Source organism: Gracilibacillus salinarum (assembly GCF_022919575.1).
Classification (GTDB): Bacteria; Bacillota; Bacilli; order Bacillales; family Amphibacillaceae; genus Gracilibacillus; species Gracilibacillus salinarum.
On record NZ_CP095071.1, the window covers coordinates 4,372,436 to 4,391,484 of the forward strand.

16 protein-coding genes and 1 pseudogene are annotated in these 19,049 nt (G+C 40.7%); all 17 read left to right on the top strand.

The genetic code is table 11. The annotated features are described in order from the left end of the window. Positions 1–16 precede the first annotated feature (16 nt). The 17 genes and pseudogenes from MUN87_RS20475 to zupT all read left to right on the top strand — a co-directional run bounded on the left by MUN87_RS20475 (position 17) and on the right by zupT (position 19,045). Positions 17–1,027 carry a Gfo/Idh/MocA family protein gene (locus tag MUN87_RS20475; RefSeq protein WP_244743572.1) on the top strand — a complete coding sequence of 337 codons (1,011 nt, stop codon included), beginning with the start codon at positions 17–19 and terminating at the stop codon, positions 1,025–1,027. Further along, positions 1,024–1,884 (top strand): sugar phosphate isomerase/epimerase family protein, encoded by an 861-nt coding sequence (locus tag MUN87_RS20480; RefSeq protein ID WP_244743575.1) that lies wholly within the window; start codon positions 1,024–1,026, stop codon positions 1,882–1,884. The genes MUN87_RS20475 and MUN87_RS20480 overlap by 4 nt, the downstream gene beginning before the upstream one ends. A gap of 66 nt (positions 1,885–1,950) precedes the next feature. Next, the gene (locus MUN87_RS20485) at positions 1,951–3,027 is read left to right on the top strand and encodes a Gfo/Idh/MocA family protein (protein WP_244743577.1); all 1,077 of its coding nucleotides are present in this window, start codon (positions 1,951–1,953) and stop codon (positions 3,025–3,027) included. A gap of 1,004 nt (positions 3,028–4,031) precedes the next feature. Further along, entirely contained in the window at positions 4,032–4,955 is a 924-nt protein-coding gene (locus MUN87_RS20490) for an AEC family transporter (RefSeq protein WP_244743584.1), read from the top strand. A 29-nt stretch (positions 4,956–4,984) separates the two neighbouring features. Beyond that, positions 4,985–6,253, top strand: coding sequence for a nickel pincer cofactor-dependent isomerase, group 22 (locus MUN87_RS20495; protein ID WP_244743586.1), 1,269 nt, complete (start codon positions 4,985–4,987; stop codon positions 6,251–6,253). Positions 6,254–6,275: 22 nt separating this feature from the next. Then, on the top strand, positions 6,276–7,046 hold the full coding sequence (locus tag MUN87_RS20500) for an SDR family oxidoreductase (RefSeq protein WP_244743588.1): 771 nt from the start codon (positions 6,276–6,278) through the stop codon (positions 7,044–7,046). Between the two features lie 36 nt (positions 7,047–7,082). Then, positions 7,083–7,883: an ATP-dependent sacrificial sulfur transferase LarE gene (gene larE / locus MUN87_RS20505; protein WP_244743590.1), complete on the top strand. Its 801-nt coding sequence runs from the start codon at positions 7,083–7,085 to the stop codon at positions 7,881–7,883. A gap of 61 nt (positions 7,884–7,944) precedes the next feature. Beyond that, positions 7,945–9,408: a gluconokinase gene (locus MUN87_RS20510; RefSeq protein WP_244743592.1), complete on the top strand. Its 1,464-nt coding sequence runs from the start codon at positions 7,945–7,947 to the stop codon at positions 9,406–9,408. A gap of 148 nt (positions 9,409–9,556) precedes the next feature. Continuing rightward, the gene (gene larB / locus MUN87_RS20515; protein WP_244743594.1) at positions 9,557–10,303 is read left to right on the top strand and encodes a nickel pincer cofactor biosynthesis protein LarB; all 747 of its coding nucleotides are present in this window, start codon (positions 9,557–9,559) and stop codon (positions 10,301–10,303) included. Between the two features lie 871 nt (positions 10,304–11,174). Further along, positions 11,175–12,779 (top strand): ABC transporter substrate-binding protein, encoded by a 1,605-nt coding sequence (locus MUN87_RS20520; protein WP_244743596.1) that lies wholly within the window; start codon positions 11,175–11,177, stop codon positions 12,777–12,779. Between the two features lie 22 nt (positions 12,780–12,801). Beyond that, the gene (locus MUN87_RS20525; RefSeq protein ID WP_244743598.1) at positions 12,802–13,782 is read left to right on the top strand and encodes an ABC transporter permease; all 981 of its coding nucleotides are present in this window, start codon (positions 12,802–12,804) and stop codon (positions 13,780–13,782) included. Then, positions 13,779–14,573: an ABC transporter permease gene (locus MUN87_RS20530; RefSeq protein ID WP_244743600.1), complete on the top strand. Its 795-nt coding sequence runs from the start codon at positions 13,779–13,781 to the stop codon at positions 14,571–14,573. Before MUN87_RS20525 ends, MUN87_RS20530 begins: the two co-directional genes overlap by 4 nt. After that, complete coding sequence (locus tag MUN87_RS20535; protein WP_244743602.1) at positions 14,566–15,315, top strand: ATP-binding cassette domain-containing protein; 750 nt, start codon at positions 14,566–14,568, stop codon at positions 15,313–15,315. The genes MUN87_RS20530 and MUN87_RS20535 overlap by 8 nt, the downstream gene beginning before the upstream one ends. A gap of 3 nt (positions 15,316–15,318) precedes the next feature. Continuing rightward, the gene (locus tag MUN87_RS20540) at positions 15,319–15,930 is read left to right on the top strand and encodes an ABC transporter ATP-binding protein (RefSeq protein ID WP_244743604.1); all 612 of its coding nucleotides are present in this window, start codon (positions 15,319–15,321) and stop codon (positions 15,928–15,930) included. Positions 15,931–15,957: 27 nt separating this feature from the next. Beyond that, positions 15,958–16,439 (top strand): annotated as a pseudogene (locus MUN87_RS20545) (PH domain-containing protein). Continuing rightward, positions 16,429–17,889, top strand: coding sequence for a PH domain-containing protein (locus MUN87_RS20550; protein ID WP_244743607.1), 1,461 nt, complete (start codon positions 16,429–16,431; stop codon positions 17,887–17,889). Before MUN87_RS20545 ends, MUN87_RS20550 begins: the two are co-directional and overlap by 11 nt. A 349-nt stretch (positions 17,890–18,238) precedes the next feature. Then, entirely contained in the window at positions 18,239–19,045 is an 807-nt protein-coding gene (gene zupT / locus MUN87_RS20555) for a zinc transporter ZupT (protein WP_244743609.1), read from the top strand. The last annotated feature ends 4 nt before the right edge of the window (positions 19,046–19,049 follow it).

The following is a 19,049-nucleotide window of genomic DNA, read 5'->3' on the forward strand; positions in this document are numbered from 1 at the left end:
AAGAGAGGGCTGGCTGATGTTAAAAGCAGGAGTAGTTGGGCTCGGTGATATTTCAAAAGTTCATATTCCGATTCTCCAGCAACAATCCGAGGTGGAGCTTATCGCAGTTTGTGATATCGATGAGAAGTGTGCACGCAATGTTCCGGGTACATCCTTTTATACGGACTATCGACAGATGTTAGACGAGGAACGATTAGACTGTTTGCATATTTGTCTCCCACACCATTTGCACTACCAGGTAACCAAAGCGGCTGTAGAGAAGGGTATTCATGTTATTCTTGAAAAACCACTTGCACATACACTGACCGATAGTCGTGCGATTGCTTCCTTGGAACAACAATACCCACAGGTCAAAATTTGTGTCAATTTGCAAAATCGGTTAAACGAATCAGTTGAGGCACTTCAAACAGTTGTTAGTAGTGGAGAATACGGTGCTGTGACAGGATTAAAAGGAATCGTAACATGGCACAGGCCGAAATCCTATTATAAGGAAAAACCTTGGCGAGGATCGATGGAAACAGCAGGTGGAGGGGTGATGATTAATCAATCCATTCATACGCTCGATTTATTGCAATTAATTGGTGGGAAGATTGACGCCATCAGAGGATCTGTTGATCAATTATTGGATTACGGTCATGATATTGAAGATACAGCAACTGCTTATATTACATTTGAGAATCAGGCAACAGGATTGTTTTTTGCTACGATATCGAATGCGCAGAATTCATCTGTCGAATTTCAGGTTGTTTTAGAAAAGGCGAAGTTGACGATTAAGGACAGTATACTAACCATCGCCAAAGATGACGGAGAAAAAATAAAGATTGCAGAAGACCGGAAATTGCCAGGGAGTAAATTTTACTATGGAGCAAGTCATGCGAAATTAATCAATCAGTTTTATCAGCAAATTAGTACGGACGGTTCTGATTATATTCATGCTAGCGACGGGCTTATTTCGATGGAAATGATTGATGCGATTTATCAATCCTCTGAACGAAAAGAAAAAATTAATATGGAGGTATTCCAATGACAACAGCAAAAATAGGTGTACAGATGATGATGCTTAAACACAAGGTTGAACAATATGGTGCATATGAAACAATGAAGAAATTACATGAACTAGGCTTTCGCTCAGTCGAGGTTTCCCAGATTCCGATGACGGAAGAGAATGTACGTGAATTAAAGCGGGCCAGCGAAGATTACGATATCGATATTACAGCTGTGAGTGCACCGTTAGAGCCAATGATGCCAGGACGTGAACAAGAAAATTTACTAGATGACTATGACAAAATTGTCGCCGATTGCAAGATGTTGAATTGTCAGTTTATAAGGATCGGAATGTTACCGTTTACCAAAATGGGAGATAAACAAAAAATTATGGCATTCATTTCGCAGGCGGAAGAGATGGCTCATAAATTAGCGAATGACGGCATTCAGCTTTATTATCATACACATCATATTGAATTTCAACGGATTGACGGTACCTTTTTGTTAGATCTGATGAAAGAAAATACAAGCCAGTTAGGATTTGAATTAGATGTGCATTGGATTCATCGCGCTGGAGTTGATCCGGCTTCTTTTATTAAACAATATAAAGACCGGGTCGCATTGATTCATTTAAAAGATTACCGGATTGGTGATTTGCGTTTAACTGACGAAGATTTTAAAGATATGAGTAACTTCTTTCACAAATTTACCAATTTAATAGAGTTTGCCGAAGTGGGCGAAGGAAATCTGAATATGCCAGAAATTATAGAAGCGAGCATTGAAGCAGGCGCGCAATACTTTTTAATTGAACAGGATGACACATATGGTCGTGATCCCTACGATTGTTTACACGATTCGGCAGAAAATTTGAGAAAAATGGGTTACGCTGATTGGTTTTAATTGGAACATTGGCTGAAAACACTTACAATAGAGTATAGAATGATAGATTTTAAGGAGGAATTTGCCATGAGTAATGGAGACGGCATGAATTATGCACCAAAAGGAAAACCAAATCCGGTTGTCAAAGAAGGGGAATTTGTGATTGCGGCAGTTGCCTTAGATCATGGTCATATCTTTGGTCAATGCAACGGTCTTATTGAAGCAGGTGCAACATTGAAATGGGTTTATGATCCAGACCAGGAAAAGGTAGATCGCTTTTTAGAGAAGTTCCCCCAGGCACGACAAGCTGAGTCTGTCGAACAAGTGTTAGAAGATATGGAAGTGCAGTTAGTAACAGCTGCAGCAATCCCATCTGAGCGCAGTGCGCTTGGAAATCGTGTAATGCGTGCTGGTAAGGATTATTTTACAGACAAAACACCATTTACGACATTGGAGCAATTAGAGGAGACTAAGAAAGTCGTAGAAGAAACAGGCCAAAAATATATGGTATACTTCAGCGAACGTCTTCATGTGGAAAGTGCTGTATTTGCCGGTCAATTAATCGAGCAAGGTGCTATTGGTAAAGTAATTCAGATTACCGGATTCGGACCACACCGTCTGAATGCGCCTAGCCGTCCGGATTGGTTTTATCAGAAAGACAGATATGGTGGTATTTTATGCGATATAGGCAGCCATCAGATTGAACAGTTTCTATTCTTCGCAGGCTGTGAGGATGCAGAAGTATTGCATAGTAAAATTGGAAACTATAATCATGCTGACTATCCTGAACTTGACGATTATGGTGATGCGACACTAAAAGGGGATAACGGTGCAACGCAATTTTTCCGAGTCGACTGGTTTACACCAGATGGATTAAGTAACTGGGGTGACGGTCGTACCTTTATTATTGGAACAGACGGCATGATTGAAATTCGTAAATATGTTGATTTAGCCACTGGAAAGGGAGGTAATCAACTGTACTTAGTCGATCAAAAAGGCGAGCAGCATTTTGATTTGAATGGTAAGGTCGGTTTCCCGTTTTTCGGTGAATTAATCAAGGACTGTATTCACCGCACCGAAAATGCAATGACCCAAAAGCACGCATTCAAAGCTGCTGAATTATGCCTAAAAGCACAAGCCGCAGCTATTGATGTAACCAAATAGCGCGATGGATCATGAGAGGCGCGGACATAATATAAGTGAGTAAGCTAGAAAACGAACAATTAAGATTAATACTGTTCAAGTTAAAAGCAATAAGAAGTAGAAGCAAACTGCGAAGTAAAAAGACTTTAGCGATGAGATCATTTTGAAATAGATAATGTGCTGGGATACCGTTCCGTCCAACCACTCCGCGTCCTGCGGGGCACGGCTGGAGCTAGGCTACTACTTGCATTACTTCATTGCTGCTTTGCACCGAGGAAGCCTACTTCGAAGCGTTACTAGAAGACGCAGGTGCAGACGTTGTGGATCTCCAGCACCTGCACAATCCCGCGGGAGTCTCCGTGGTTGGCATACGCTATGTTTTGTACTCTACAACGGATATCGGAGCTAGTATACAGAGTGCTATCCTCAAGTTTTCTTTCTTATTTTTATGATGAAAGATGCCTAGCACCACTGCTTTTAGCTGTTCCATACGTTGTAGAACTTCTTTTAAGCGTAGGAAATATGCGGAGACTCCCGTGGAATCAGCGCGAGCTGAAGATCCACTTGGTCTGTGCCTGTGTCTGCAAGTATCGCTTCGAAGTAAGCTTCCTCGGCACAAGGCAGCAAAGATGCTGTTCGAGTAGTAGCCTAGCTGAAGCCGTGCCCACAGGACGCGGAGCATATTTCCGGAGCTTTGCCACACACATTAAAAATATCAAAATGACCAAATTAGAATAAAAAGTTTTCCTATTCATCTGATTCACACTTTTTCTCGATCCGCTGTAGATGTTACTTCACAGTATATCCATACAGAACAAGATAAAAGCCAAAGATAGCATGATTCTTGTTTAAGCACATATCCTGTTATTTTAGGCTTTTAATTTGTTTAACATATTGCTGTTTCAGTTTATGCACATGTTAAGCCATAATTGGAAGAAAAAAATAAAAACAGCATTCCTTTTTTAGTATGTGTATGATAATATAGTAAATAACAACGTTGTTATTTTGCGAGGGAGTGGTTTTATTTGGCAGAGTTTCTTGTCATTTTTAAAGATGTAATCCTCCCTATATTTATTTTGTTAGCAATTGGGTTTACTTTACATCTTAAATTTCAACTAGATTTAGCAACATTAGCGAAACTAAATATTTATTTTCTTGTTCCGGCTTTCATTTTCGTTCGCTTATATGAAGCGACATTCAGCTTCGATTTATTTTTACACGTATTTGGTTTTTTTGTTCTGTTAGTAGTGGTATTATATGTAATCGCTATTATAGTAGCCAGAATTATGTCGATTAAAGGTGGTAAACGTACCACTTTTGCCAACAGTGTTATGTTTTTCAATTCTGGTAACTATGGCGTCCCTGTTAATGACCTGGTCTTTCGTGGTGATCCCTTTGCGATGTCAATACAGGTAATTGTTTTAACGCTGCAGAATATATTTTTATTTTCCTATGGGATTTTTTCATTACGAGCAGCAAAAGATGGAAAATGGAAGGCGGCCTTAGGCTATTTCAAAATGCCGGTGTTATATGCCATGCTGGCGGGTGTCTTGTTAAATGCATGGAATGTACCAATACCGGATCCGATCTGGGTCTCTGCCAACTATATTGCAGATGCAATGGTAGCATTCGCTTTAATGACATTAGGGGCGCAAGTGGCAAGATTTAAGTTTAAAAGAGGTTTATATTCGGTTTATGCGAGTATGTCAATTCGATTGATTGGCGGACCAGTGATTGCTTTTTTAATTATTTTATTGTTCCGTCTAGACGGTGTCATCGCGCAAGCATTATTGATTGCTTCAGCTATGCCGACGTCCGTTAATAGTGCTGTTATTGCGGAGGAGTACAAAAGTCATCCAGATTTAGCTGCACAAACCGTACTTTTTTCTACAATAGCTAGTATGTTTACTGTTACCTTGGTCATTTATGTGGCCAACAATTTTCTGTGAAAGATTGAGTATACAAAGGAGTGATAAAAATGGGAATTTTGCATGAGCTTGTTGAACATATTCCAATTCCGAAAATGGCAAAGGTAAAGCAGTCTTTTAATGATGAGCAGATAGATGATCTAGGTGCTGTTTTATCCCAGCAATTAAATCAAAAAGGTTTGGAGAATAATATCACACCAGGGATGGAAGTTGCGGTGGCGGTTGGCAGCCGTGGACTTGATCGGCTCGTAGAAACAACAAAAGTAACAATCGACTACCTGAAGGAGCATGGCGCAATTCCATTTATCGTGCCATGTATGGGAAGCCACGGAGGTGCAACCGGCCCTGGACAAAAAGCAGTACTTGAGCATCTCGGAGTAAAAGAAGAAGTTGTCGGGGCTGAAATTCGTTCATCGATGGACGTCATCCAAATTGATCAATTAGATAATGGCCTGCCGATTTATGTTGATAAACTTGCTTCAGAAGCGGATGGGATAGTAGTTATCAACCGAGTGAAACCGCATACAGCCTTTAGAGGGCCAGTTGAAAGTGGAATTATGAAAATGATCAGTATCGGTTTGGGGAAACAGAAAGGTGCAGAAGCCTGTCATCAGTTAGGGTTTAAACATATGGCAGAGCATGTTCCGGCGATGGCAAAAATCATATTGGATAAGATGCCAATTCTATTTGCGGTAGCGACGGTAGAGAATGCCTTTGATAAAGTGGCAAAGTTGGAAGTACTTTTACCAGAAGAAATCGAGGAACGAGAACCTGATTTACAACAATTAGCAAAAAAATCATTACCGAAATTATTTTTCGATCAGATTGATGTGCTGATTATCGATGAGATTGGGAAGAACATAAGTGGGGATGGAATGGACCCCAACATTACGGGACGTTACCCAACACCATATGCATACGGAGGACCAGAGGTTACGAAAATGGTGGTACTCGATCTCACTGAGGAAACAGAAGGGAACGCAAACGGTGTCGGAACTGCAGATTTTACGACCCAGCGATTAGTCGATAAGATGAATCGTGAGGCGACGTATGCAAATGGCCTGACTTCAACAGTAGTGGGGCCAACACATATTTCGACTGCAATGCCGAATCAAAAAACAGCAATCCAGGCAGCAATTAAAACGTGTAATATTCTCGACTTTACCAAAGCAAGAGTGGTACGGATCAAGAATACGTTAGAAATTGGTGAAATCGAAGTATCAGAAAATATGCTGGCAGATGTGGAAGCGCATCAAAACTTGGAGAAACGCTCTGATTTGTTTGATTGGACATTCAATGCTGAAGGCGATTTATTATAAAAAAAGAAAGGGGAACGAATTCATGAGTCATTTATTTGATTTAACGGGAAAAGTAGCAGTAGCGTTAGGAGGAAATAGTACGTTAGGAGCAGCGATTGCGAAAGGATTGTCAGCGCAAGGTGCAAAGGTAGCGATCGTAGGACGTAATCTGAATACAGCTGAAGACGTAGTAAAGGAGATCGAAGCATCTGGTGGAGAAGCAAAAGCATTTCAAGCAGATGTAAGCGATTTGGCAACGGTTGAACGAATAGCTGATGAAATTGAAGCGTGGTCCGGCGGATGGGATATTTTGCTGAACGCACCGGGTATGAACAGCACGACACCATACTTGGAACTGTCGACGGAAGAATGGGACAATATTATGGACGTTAATTTGAAGGGGGTTGTCTTTGCTACACAAATCTTTGCGAAAAAAATGGTCGAACAACAACGCGGCGGTAGCATTATTAATATTTCATCTGTATCTTCGACGACACCACTTTCCAAAGTATTTACTTATTCGGCATCCAAAGCTGCAATGAACAGTGTAACGCAATATCTTGCACGTGAATTTGCACCACATAACATACGGGTAAATGCTATAATACCAGGCTTTTTCCCAGCCGAGCAAAACCGCAAAATTTTGAGTGAAGAACGGATTAACTCGATTATGGGGCATACACCGATGAACCGTTTTGGTGAACCGGAGGAATTGCAAGGTGCGGCTGTATATTTAGCATCTGATAAAGCGAGTGGTTTTGTGACAGGGGAGCTGTTGCGTGTGGATGGTGGCTTCGGAAGTATGACGATATAATAAAGGAAATCGCAATATGAAGGAGGGAGACGGGACATGCACGAAGAAAAACATCAAATGTTAGTTTCTATTCTCCAGGAAATGAAGAAGGTGGTAGTTGCCTTTTCAGGCGGAGTCGACAGTACCTTTTTACTAAAAGTAGCAGTTGATACGTTAGGGAAAGAGAATGTCCTAGCTGTGACAGCTGATTCTGAAACATATCCAACAAGTGAATTAGAAGAAGCAAAGAAACTGGCGAACATTATCGGTGCGAACCATCAGGTGATCGAGACGAGTGAACTTGCGATTCCTGGCTATACGGAAAATGACAAAAACCGTTGTTACTTTTGTAAAAACAGTCTGTTTGATCATCTTGTACCGATTATGAAAGCAAAAAACTATCAGAATATTGTCTATGGTGTAATCGCAGATGATATGAGTGAGTACCGTCCTGGTATGCGGGCAGCGAAAGAGCAAGGGGTAAGAGGTCCGTTGCAGGAGGCGAGTTTGTTTAAAGATGAAATTCGTGATCTGTCCAAAGAGATGAAGCTTCCTACATGGGATAAGCCATCTTTTGCCTGTTTATCCTCTAGAATTGCTTATGGGGAAACAATCACGAAAGCAAAATTAACAAAAGTAGAGAAATCAGAGGCCTTCTTGAAAACGATCGGTATGCGACAGGTTCGTGTCCGCACACATGATGAGATTGCTAGAATTGAAGTAGAACCTCAGGATATGCAGAAACTGTTAGCTAATCATCAACGCGTTACAGAAAAACTTCACAGTTACGGCTATAAATTTGTTACAATGGATTTGGTGGGTTATAAGAGCGGTAGTATGAACCGCGCTTTATCATAACAGGAGAAAAGCTTTGGAGACGATCCAAAGCTTTTCGGTATTGTAGGTCAAGGAGGACATTATGGAGGAAGTAGTAATTGGACTTGATTTTGGAACAACTAGTGTCAAAGCAGTAGCCTTTGATCTCACGGGGAAAGTGAAAGCGGAAGCAGAACAGCTTATTCAAACCTATTACCCGGATGCGGATTTTGTGGAACAAAAGCCGGAGGAAATAGAGAAAGGAACGAAACAAGTACTTACTGATATTTTTGCATCCACTAGACAGCAGCAAGTTTTGGCTGTTGGTATTTCGTGTGCCATGCATTCGTTAATCTGTGTCGATCAGGACGGTAATCCATTATCAGACATGTCGATATGGTCTGATGGCAGAAGCAGTGAAATTGTTGAACAGTTGGATTCGGAGATAAAACAGCGGATTTACAGTAAGACTGGTACACCGATTCATCCTATGTCACCATTGTTTAAACTGGTATGGATGAAAGAACATAACTATGCGCCTTATACAAAAGCAAGTTATTTTATGTCTTGGAAGGAATATTTGTTGTTTAACTGGTTCGGATCTCGCATTGTCGATTATTCAATGGCTTCAGCAACAGGGTTGATGAATGTAAAATCACTCGATTGGGAACCAGAGGCATTACAATTGGCTGGTATCGATCGCAGTCAGTTGTCTGATATTGTTGCTCCAACAGAGCGTGTTAATGGATTGCGACCTGAAATTGCAGATGAACTTGGGTGGCCTGAGGGAACACCACTAATTATCGGTGCAGCAGACGGTCAATTAGCTAATTTAGGTAATGGTGCAATTAAGGCAGGAGAAGTAGCGGTTACTGTTGGAACAAGTGGCGCGATCCGTCAGCTTATCAGTGGTCAACATGTGAATGATAATGGAGAAACTTTTAGCTATGCTTTTACGAAGGACAGTTCCATTATTGGGGGTCCAACTAATAATGGCGGGATTGCATTACAGTGGTTAAAGGAAATGATGGAATTTGAAGGTAGCCATGAAGAATTTCTTGCAGGTGCTGAAGTTGCTCCCATTGGTGCAGATGGCTTACTCTTTGTTCCTTATGTTAATGGAGAACGAGCGCCTGTATGGAACCAGAAAGCACGAGGTAATTTCTATGGTCTTAGTGTGACTCATCGCAGGCCACAATTAGTGCGTGCTGTCTTAGAAGGTATTGTGTTTAATATTTATCAAATCGGTCAATCTCTAGAGGAAATCGCTGGACCTCCTGCAAGTATCTCGGTTAACGGTGGTCTTTCCAAGTCTCCACTATGGGTACAGATATTGGCAGATGTCTTTGGTCAAGAAGTACAATTAGCTGACACTCATCATGGTGCAGCATGGGGAGCAAGCTGGACGGCACTTGTTGCGATTGAAAAAGCAGAATCCTTTGAAGAAATTAAAGCAAACATTCCGATTGATCAGGTCATTCAGCCTGATATGGAGAAACATCAAACGTACCAAGTAATTTTTAAGAAATATCAGCAGTTAGCAAAAGATATTGAAAAATATTTCTAAGTGGCCATAAAACGCGGGGAAGTGGCCATAAAAACTGAAATAGTGGCCATAAAAGAGTGAAAAGTGGCCATTAAATCATCGAAAGTGGCCATAAAGCACCCAAAAGTGGCCAATAAAATTTAAATAGCCCACTTTGGATGTGATACATGTGTTAGAAGATATTTTAAAGCAAGTTGCAGCGGGGAAGCTGTCACCTGAAGATGCACAGCAACAGCTCGCAACTTTTGAAAACCTCGGATTTGCCAAGGTTGATCATCATCGCAAGAAACGACAAGGCTTTCCGGAAGTAATATTTGGCGAAGGAAAAGAAGCCTCTCATATTATCGATATTTCCCGGGCAATGTTGTCGAAAGGTGATAATGTTTTTATTACCAGAATGGAAAAAGGTAAAGCAGATGCGGTTATGTCAGCTTTACCTGCGTTTCAATATGACGAAATCAGTAAGACTTTGTTTATGAAGAATAAGGCATTTGAACAAAAATTTAATGATTATATCGCGATTGTTTGTGCTGGCACTTCTGATCTGCCAGTTGCAGAAGAGGCAGCCAAAACTGCTGAAGCCTGTGGTGTTGAAGTCCGACGATTCTATGATGTAGGAGTTGCAGGGATTCATCGTTTATTCGCACATATTGATGAAATCCGAGAAGCTACGGTTTCTGTCGTCATCGCAGGTATGGAAGGAGCTTTACCAAGCGTTGTTGGCGGCTTAGTATCGCACCCGATAATTGCCGTACCGACAAGTGTCGGCTATGGTGCAAATTTCAATGGATTGTCCGCGTTATTAACAATGCTGAATTCATGTGCATCCGGTATTAGTGTAGTAAACATTGATAACGGATTCGGTGGCGGATACAATGCCGTCCTCATCCATCAAATCGCCAACCGCTCTACATAATGCATCACATAACCTGTGATGCATTTTTTGTAAGCAAAGAAAGTATATAAGTACAGTCGTAGTAGTAATCATGCTGAATAGGAAGATAGGTTCCTATGATATGGATTATGTCAACTAAGGCTGTATGGCAAAACGGTCATTTTGAAATATTTTATCTGCGTTGCAAAGCTCCGGAAATAGGCTCCGCGTCCTGTGGGCACAGCGGTCTGCAAGGCTACTACTTGAAATAACATCTGTGCTGCCTAGTGCCGAGGAGGCTTACCTCGAAGCGATACTAGAAGACACAGGCACAAATAAGTGGATCTTCAGCTCGCGCTGAGGCATGAGGAGTCTCCGCCTATTTCCTACGCTTTAGGGAAGTGCTACAATGTATAGAACAGCTAAAAGCAGTGGTTCTAGGCATTATGTTATTCAAAAGCTGATATTTATGGTGTGATCAATATGCTAGCAATTCCAAAAGTTGTAGAGCAAACATCCTAGCGTAGGCCAACCACGTAGACTCCCGCGGGATTATGCAGGTGCTGAAGCTCCACAACGTCTACACCTGTGTCTAATAGTAATGCTTCGAAGTAGGCTTCCTCGGTGCAAGGCAGCTAAGAAGTAACGCAAGTAGTAGCCTAGCTTCAGCCGTGCCCCGCAGGACGCGAAGTGGTTGGCTGGAGCGGTATCCTAGCACATGAATCCTTTCAAAATCACCATTAAGAAGCTGACATAATCCATTTGATAGGTAGATTCAAACTTACTTAATCTAGAATTGACACGTACTTATTATAGCAATTTGAGTTGAAATCAATAGATTAGTAAATGTAATAGAGTTAAATTATGGTACAATATTGCTTGTTGCAGAGTTTTAGATGAAGGAGAATAGATCATGAAAAAGCTAGTATTTTACAGTGTGATTGTATTTGTTTTATTGTTGGCAGCTTGCTCAGAGAAGCCGGAGCCAGCTGCAAATGATGACACAAACACTACAGAAGCAAAAGAAACTAATCAAATTACATTAGCGATTGGAGAAGAGCCAGAACAAGGTTTTGATCCTACGACAGGATGGGGAAGATATGGATCTCCACTATTTCAAAGTACATTATTATCCGAAAATGCTGATCTTGAAGTAACCCTCGATTTAGCGACTGATTATCAAGTGTCGACTGATGGAAAGAAATGGACGGTAATGCTTCGGGATGATGCTGTTTTTTCAGATGGTGAACCGTTAACAGCAGATGATGTGGTTTTTACCTATGAAACTGCTAAACAGGCACAATCGGTTGTTGACGTTGCAAATTTAGAAAAAGTAGAAAAGAACAGTGAGCATGAAGTAAGTTTTTATTTGAAGGAGCCACAGTCAACTTTTATACATACTTTACAGACATTGGGGATTGTCCCTGAGCATGCTTATGACAGTAATTATGCGGAGAAACCGGTAGGGTCCGGGCCGTATAAAATAGTAGAATGGCGAAAAGGAGAGCAGTTGATTGTCGAAAGAAATCCACATTATTATGGGGAACAGCCTGCTTTTGAACAGCTGACCTTCTTATTTATGGGAGAGGACCAGGCGATTGCAGCTGCAAAGGCAGGGGAAGTCGATGTATTATCGGTTCCAATTACTTCTGCTGATCAATCGATTGACGGAATGAACCGAATATCGCTTGAAAGTGTCGACAATCGTGGTGTGATGCTTCCTTATCCTGAACCAACTACAAATGAAGAAGAAGAAAAGGTCGGAAATGCAGTTACATCCAGTCTCGCAATTCGTCAAGCAATGAACTATGCAGTAAACAGAGAAGAAATGGTTGACGGAGTGTTAAATGGTGAAGGCACAGTGGCTTTTTCAAGTGTAGATGGTTTACCTTGGGGAAGTGATAAAGCCGTAATTGAAGATAACAACCAGGCGAAAGCAGAACAAATCCTGAAGGATGCAGGCTGGGAGCGAGGCGACGATCATATATTTGAAAAAGATGGCCAAAGAGCAAGTTTACCGCTCTATTATCCATCTGGAGATCAGATGAGACAATCGTTATCAATGGTTTTTGCTGATCAGATGAATGATTTCGGAATTGAAATTACGACAAAAAGCAGCAGTTGGAATGAAATAGAAACACAAATGCATGCTAATCCAGTTATGATGGGCTGGGGGAGTCATAACCCGATAGAGTTATATTCGTTATATCACTCAAGTATGCAGGGGATTGACTATTATAATGCAAATTATTACCACAATGAGAAAGTCGATAGCTATTTAGACCAGGCCTTAAATGCGAAAACAGAGAACGAAGCGAATGAATACTGGAAGCTCGCCCAATGGGATGGCAGTACGGGGCTTAGCGCTGTTGGTGATGCACCATGGGTTTGGCTGGTAAATTTAAATCATATTTATTATATTAATGACCATATAGAAATGGATGACCAAAAAGTACAACCACATGGTCATGGCTGGCCAATTACAGATTTCATTACAGAATGGCAATGGCAAGATTGATTGAGAAAGGAGCGAAAGACAAATGGCGCGGTATGTTCTAATAAAGATAGCTAGGCTCGTATCGTTGCTGTTTGTTGTCAGTTTGCTCACTTTTTTACTGGTTAGTTTTTCACCAATTGATCCTGTACGTGCCTATATTGGAGCAGATATGTTATTAATAAGTCCCGAGCAGCGAGCAGCTATTGAAGCTTATTGGGGACTGGATCAATCATTAGTTACTCAATATACGAAATGGCTGGGAAGTATTCTGTCAGGTGACTTTGGTACATCGTTGATCTACCGTATTCCAGTCGCTGAAGTGATTGCTGACCGCTTTTTTTCTTCCATTTTATTAATGACAATGGCATGGATTTGTTCAGGTGTAATTGGACTTATATTAGGCTCACTGGCGGCTATGAAAAAAGGAACGTGGATCGACCGATTGATCAGAGGATATTGTTCGGTCCTGCTTTCTACTCCTGGATTTTGGCTAGGACTGTTGCTGCTACTAACATTCTCAGTATGGCTGGGCATCTTTCCGACCGGATTAAGTGCACCAATTGGTGTGACCAGTGATGAAATTACATTCGCAGATCGGATTTATCATGCGATTTTACCAGCGATTACTTTAAGTATTATCGGCATCGCGAATGTTTGTTTACATACACGGGAGAAATTGGTAGAGGTGCTAATGACACCTTACATCGCACAAGCAAGAGCGAACGGGTATGATGGATTTACGTTGCTGAAGAGACATGGCATTCGTAATATGCTCCTACCTGCAGTATCTGTTCAATTTGCATCCTTTGGTGAATTGTTTGGCGGAGCAATATTAGCAGAACAGATCTTCAGTTATCCTGGTCTGGGACAAGCTGTGGTAGATGCTGGTTTAGAAGGAGATGTGCCTTTATTTTTGGCGATTGTATTGATTAGTACGTGTTTTGTCTTTGTTGGGAATTGGATAGCAGACCTCCTGTATGTATTGTTAGACCCGCGTATGCGAAAGGGGAGGAACATGTCATGAGGAAGAAAATATTTTTCCCGCTTTCGCTGTTTATACTGCTGTATCTTATATCTGCTTTACTACGGACAGATGCAATCCAAATAGATTTAGCTGTCAAAAATCAAGCACCAAGTGTTGAGCATTTATTTGGCACGGATTGGCTAGGAAGAGATATGCTGCTTCGGACATTAAAGGGCATTCAGCTTAGCATTTCTGTGGGTTTATTAACTGCGTTTTTATCAACTGTACTTGGCTTAATCCTTAGTCTGATCGCAACGATACATCATCGCCTGGACCAGTTGGTGGGATGGCTGATTGACTTGTTTTTAAGCTTGCCCCATCTGGTTACGTTAATATTAATTTCATTTGTATTAGGTGGTGGAATGAAGGGTATTATTATTGGTTTAATGCTTACACATTGGACAGGCATTGCCAGGGTATTAAGGGCTGAATTAATGCAGTTGAACAATATGCCGTATGTGCAAATGTCCAAACATCTTGGGAGAGGGTTTTGGTGGAGAGCAAGACATCATTTTCTACCGCACTTGATTCCGCAATTGGTAGTGGGGTTCACGCTAATATTTCCACATGCGATTCTACATGAAGCAGCTATCACTTTCCTAGGATTTGGATTATCTGCTGAAGAACCGGCAATTGGTATTATTTTATCGGAAGCGATGCAGTACTTATCAAACGGTATGTGGTGGTTAGCCTTTTTCCCTGGTTTGCTCCTCGTCGTGATGGTCGTATTATTTCAACGATTCGCCCATGAATTTCAAGCTCATATAGGAAGGGATCGTACCTATGAATAACTTATTGACGATAAAAAAGTTGAATGTTCTTCATCAACAGTCTCAACATTATTTGCTCCAGGATATTAATTTGTCACTCACAAGCGGGGAAGTGTTGGCATTAGTGGGGGAAAGCGGATCAGGAAAAAGCCTGCTTGCTCAGGCTATATTACATCTCCTCCCAGATAACTTAGAGCAAAAAGGAGAGATTTACTATCGAGATCAACCTTTTTCAAAAAGCCAGCGAGGAAAAAACGTCATTTTAATACCGCAATCAATTGATGCGCTCGATCCCTTAATGAAAATCGGTAAACAGATAGAAGGATTAATGAAGAAAGCAGGTCGGCATCAGCAAATGCTGGCTTTATTAACTCGCTTAGGCTTAGGTGCGGAGATTGCTGAACGATATCCTTTTCAATTATCGGGTGGCCAGGCAAGAAGGGTATTGGTTGCAATTGCAATCGGAAGTGCAGCTGATGTTGTCATCGCTGACGAGCCAACGCCAGGATTGGACCAAAAAGCAAAGCAGGATATGATTGCTTTACTAAAAGAAGTACAGCAGGCTGGAAAAACCATTCTATTGATTACACATGATTTCGAAGCTGCTTTACAACTTGCAGAACAAATAGCAGTTCTCAAAGATGGCCGTATATTAGAAGTAGTCAATCGAGCAGAATTTACAGGTGAAGGAGAGCGATTGCAGCACCATTTCACGAAGAAAATGTGGCAATCGCTGCCCCAAAACCTTTTTACAAGGAGTTAACATATGCTAAAGGTTAAAAATATAAGCTATCGCTTACCTAATCAGCACATGCTATTTGAAAAAGTATCGTTAACGATGAAACAAGGATATATTGTCGGACTTAGTGGTGATAGTGGCTTAGGCAAAACAACTTTCGCTAAGATTATCAGTGGCTATTTGCAAGCGGAGGAAGGAGAAATAAATTGGCAGATTCGTAAACATGAACCCAGCCCGGTGCAATTGATTTGGCAGCATCCAGAGCAGGCAGTCAATCCAAGGTGGCGTATTGAAAAAATCATCAAGGAAGCAGGTGAATTAGACCAGTCACTGCTAGCTGCTTGCAATATACCGACTGAATGGCTCCATCGATACCCTTCTCAGTTATCAGGCGGGCAGTTGCAACGTGTATGTATCTATCGTTGCCTCGTAACAAAACCTTCCTATATTATTGCTGATGAGATTACGACCATGCTGGACCCTGTGGCACAAGCTGATATTTGGAAATGGTTAATTCACTATGTCAGAAACAAGCAAATAGGTTTGATGATCATCTGTCATGACGAATTATTATTAGAAAAACTATGTGACGATGTTATTCATTTTCGTGATTTAATGAAACCTACAGCTGTTGACTGACGTATTACATAGTGAGGAGGGAAGGTTATGCGAAAAGAACCGAAAGAACGGATTAACGAAAGTGCTATTCGTGCATGGCAATTATCTGCACATTTATTTGCTATTATTCCTTTATTAGTAACGATAGCTGCTTTTATTCTCGCGTACTATGTTGATTTTATTCCTTATTGGATTGGGACGATACTTGCAGCAGTAACGTTGTTGGAATGGGGGTTACTGCATTTTTTATTCCAAAGCTTCGTTGGAAAAGGTGGCGCTATCAAATTTATGATCAGGAAATTTACATACAGCATGGTATTTTGATTGTGACTAGAACGGTTGTGCCGATGATTCGTGTCCAGCATGTTGATACCCAGCAAGGTCCAATCTTGAAAAAGTACGGGTTGTCAACATTGGAAATATCGACAGCTGCTACTACTCATGAAATTCCAGCATTACTAGAAGAAGACGCAGCTGATTTGCGCGATCAGATCTCCGAATTAGCGAGGGTGGAACAAGATGATGTATGAACCGAAACGACTCCATCCGGCCGGAATGATTTTTAATTTATTTCAAGGAATCCGTCAGTCCATTGTCGGTCTTCTACCAATAGCTATTGTCGCTGTCGGAAATGGTGAATGGCTGTATGTTCTGCTAGCAGCAGCGATTTTACTTGTTTTGTTTATCGTGTTTAGTGTATTAGCATGGTATCGCTATACGTATCAATTGGAAGAAGACCAAATTCGAATTGAACAAGGCATTTTTATTCGCAAGAAACGGACCATTTCAAAACATCGGATACAATCGATTGATTTATCCCAAAACATTATTCATCGAATTTTTGGATTAACGAAAGTACAAATTGAAACAGCTGGTAGTGATCATCGTATTGATGCTGCGTTGTCAGCTGTAACGATGGAAGAGGGACAGTTATTACACAAACAACTTAAATATAACAAACAAAGTGAACCAGTTAATGAGGACTCAGAACAAGAAGAAGTCGTTGTGCCAGAACACTATCCACAACGGAAAGTCTCTGTAAAACAATTACTGATTGCTGGATCAACTTCAGCCAGTTTTGGTATTATTCTCGGTCTCTTTGGTTTAGTATTTTCTGATTTAGAAAGTCTCATACCAGACCGTTTCTACAATCAAGCAACAGATTGGGTAGTCTCTCAAGCGGTGCAAGTATTGATTGCATTTGGAATATTAACGTTTATTTTGTTATGGTGCTTCGGTATTTTACAAACGTTAATTCAATATTGGAATTTCACCATTACTAGATATGAGAAAGAATTATTTATTACACGAGGATTGTTAGAGAAAAAACAATCGACGATCCCTTTAAAACGGATCCAGGCGGTAGGGATTAAGCAATCCGTTATCAGACAGCCACTTGGTTTTGCGATTATGTATGTGGAGATTGCAAGTGGAGAGATTGGGCAAAACCAAGAAATGCATACGTTGATTTTTCCATTAATTCGAAAAAAACATGTAGCTGCTTTCTTGCAGGAATTATTACCGGAGTATACCTATCAGCCGGATAAACTGACTAAGCTGCCAAATAAGGCATTACCTTATTATTTGTTTCGGTCAGCTATTATTCCATTGATTGCCACGATTACGGTTGCTTTTCTTTCCTTTGAGTTTGCATGGATACCGCTCATTATTACAATAGCAGCTTGTATATTAGGGTATATCCAATTTCGTTCCACAGCGTATAAAATCGAAGGTGAACAACTGCTGGTACAAAAACGTACGACAAGCAAGGACACGGTACTCATTCAGCATAAAAAATTACAAAGCTTTCAAAGAAAACAACATATACTGCATCGAAAACAAAATCTTGCCACCATGGATACAGCAATTCTCAGTAAATTTATGGGGCGTCACTTTATCCTCAGAGAATTACGAGAACAGGATCTTGACTTATTAGCAGATTGGTACTCGTATCAAAAAAACAAACCATTTTCTGAATAGCCAGAGACAAGAACAGTTTAGTAACTATACGCCGAACATAACACGGTATTTCATTTGGAATATTTGTGTTATGTTCGGCTTTCTTTTATAAACAAGGATTGCAGTACGCGAAGTGCAAGAGAGTGAATGGGGCTTATATTCCGGATTGCGTCATGATTCATTTTGAAATGTTTCATGCACTTGGATCCCGTTTCGGACGACTATTTAAATCCCAACATCAACACTGTATAAAATAAAAATATTGACGAATTTTTTCGTTGAGTGTAACATCTTTCCTATGAGAAACTTTTTGAAAATATAGGCATATATATAAAGATGATCTTATTTTATAGATAAAGAGGTGTTGTCAGTGGGGTTTGAAGGAGTCGGATTCGCTTTTGGTTTGACGTTATTGGCAGGTCTTGCTACTGGGGTCGGCAGTTTGTTGGCGTTCTTCACATCAAATACCAATACGAAATTTTTATCCTGGTCACTTGGATTCTCAGCGGGTGTTATGATTTATGTGTCCATGATCGAAATTTTTGTAAAAGCGAAGGATTCACTCGTTGGGGAATTAGGTGTAACCAGCGGTAATTGGTTAACTGTTATAGGGTTCTTTGGTGGTATGATTTTAATTGCGCTGATCGATAATTGGATACCAAAACAAGGGAATCCACACGAACTGAAGAAAGTAGAAGACATGGAGAAACAGCCGAAGCATGATGCTAATTTGTTAAAGATGGGTACTTTTACAGCACTGGCTATCGCCATTCATAACTTTCCGGAGGGGATTGCTACATTTACCGCTGCATTACAGGACCCGATGTTAGGTATTCCGATTGCTGTAGCGATTGCTATTCATAATATTCCAGAAGGCATTGCTGTATCCGTTCCTGTCTATTTTGCTACTAACGATAAGAAGAAGGCTTTTCGATTATCTTTTCTGTCAGGCTTATCTGAGCCCGTTGGTGCTGTGGCGGCCTATTTATTTTTAATGCCATATTTAAATGATGTGATGTTTGGTCTAATATTTGCTGCTGTTGCTGGTATTATGGTATTTATTTCATTAGATGAATTATTGCCTGCTGCCAAGAAATACGATGAGGCGCATACTTCGATTTATGGTCTGATTCTCGGAATGGCGGTAATGGCACTTAGTTTATTATTATTTATATAAGAAA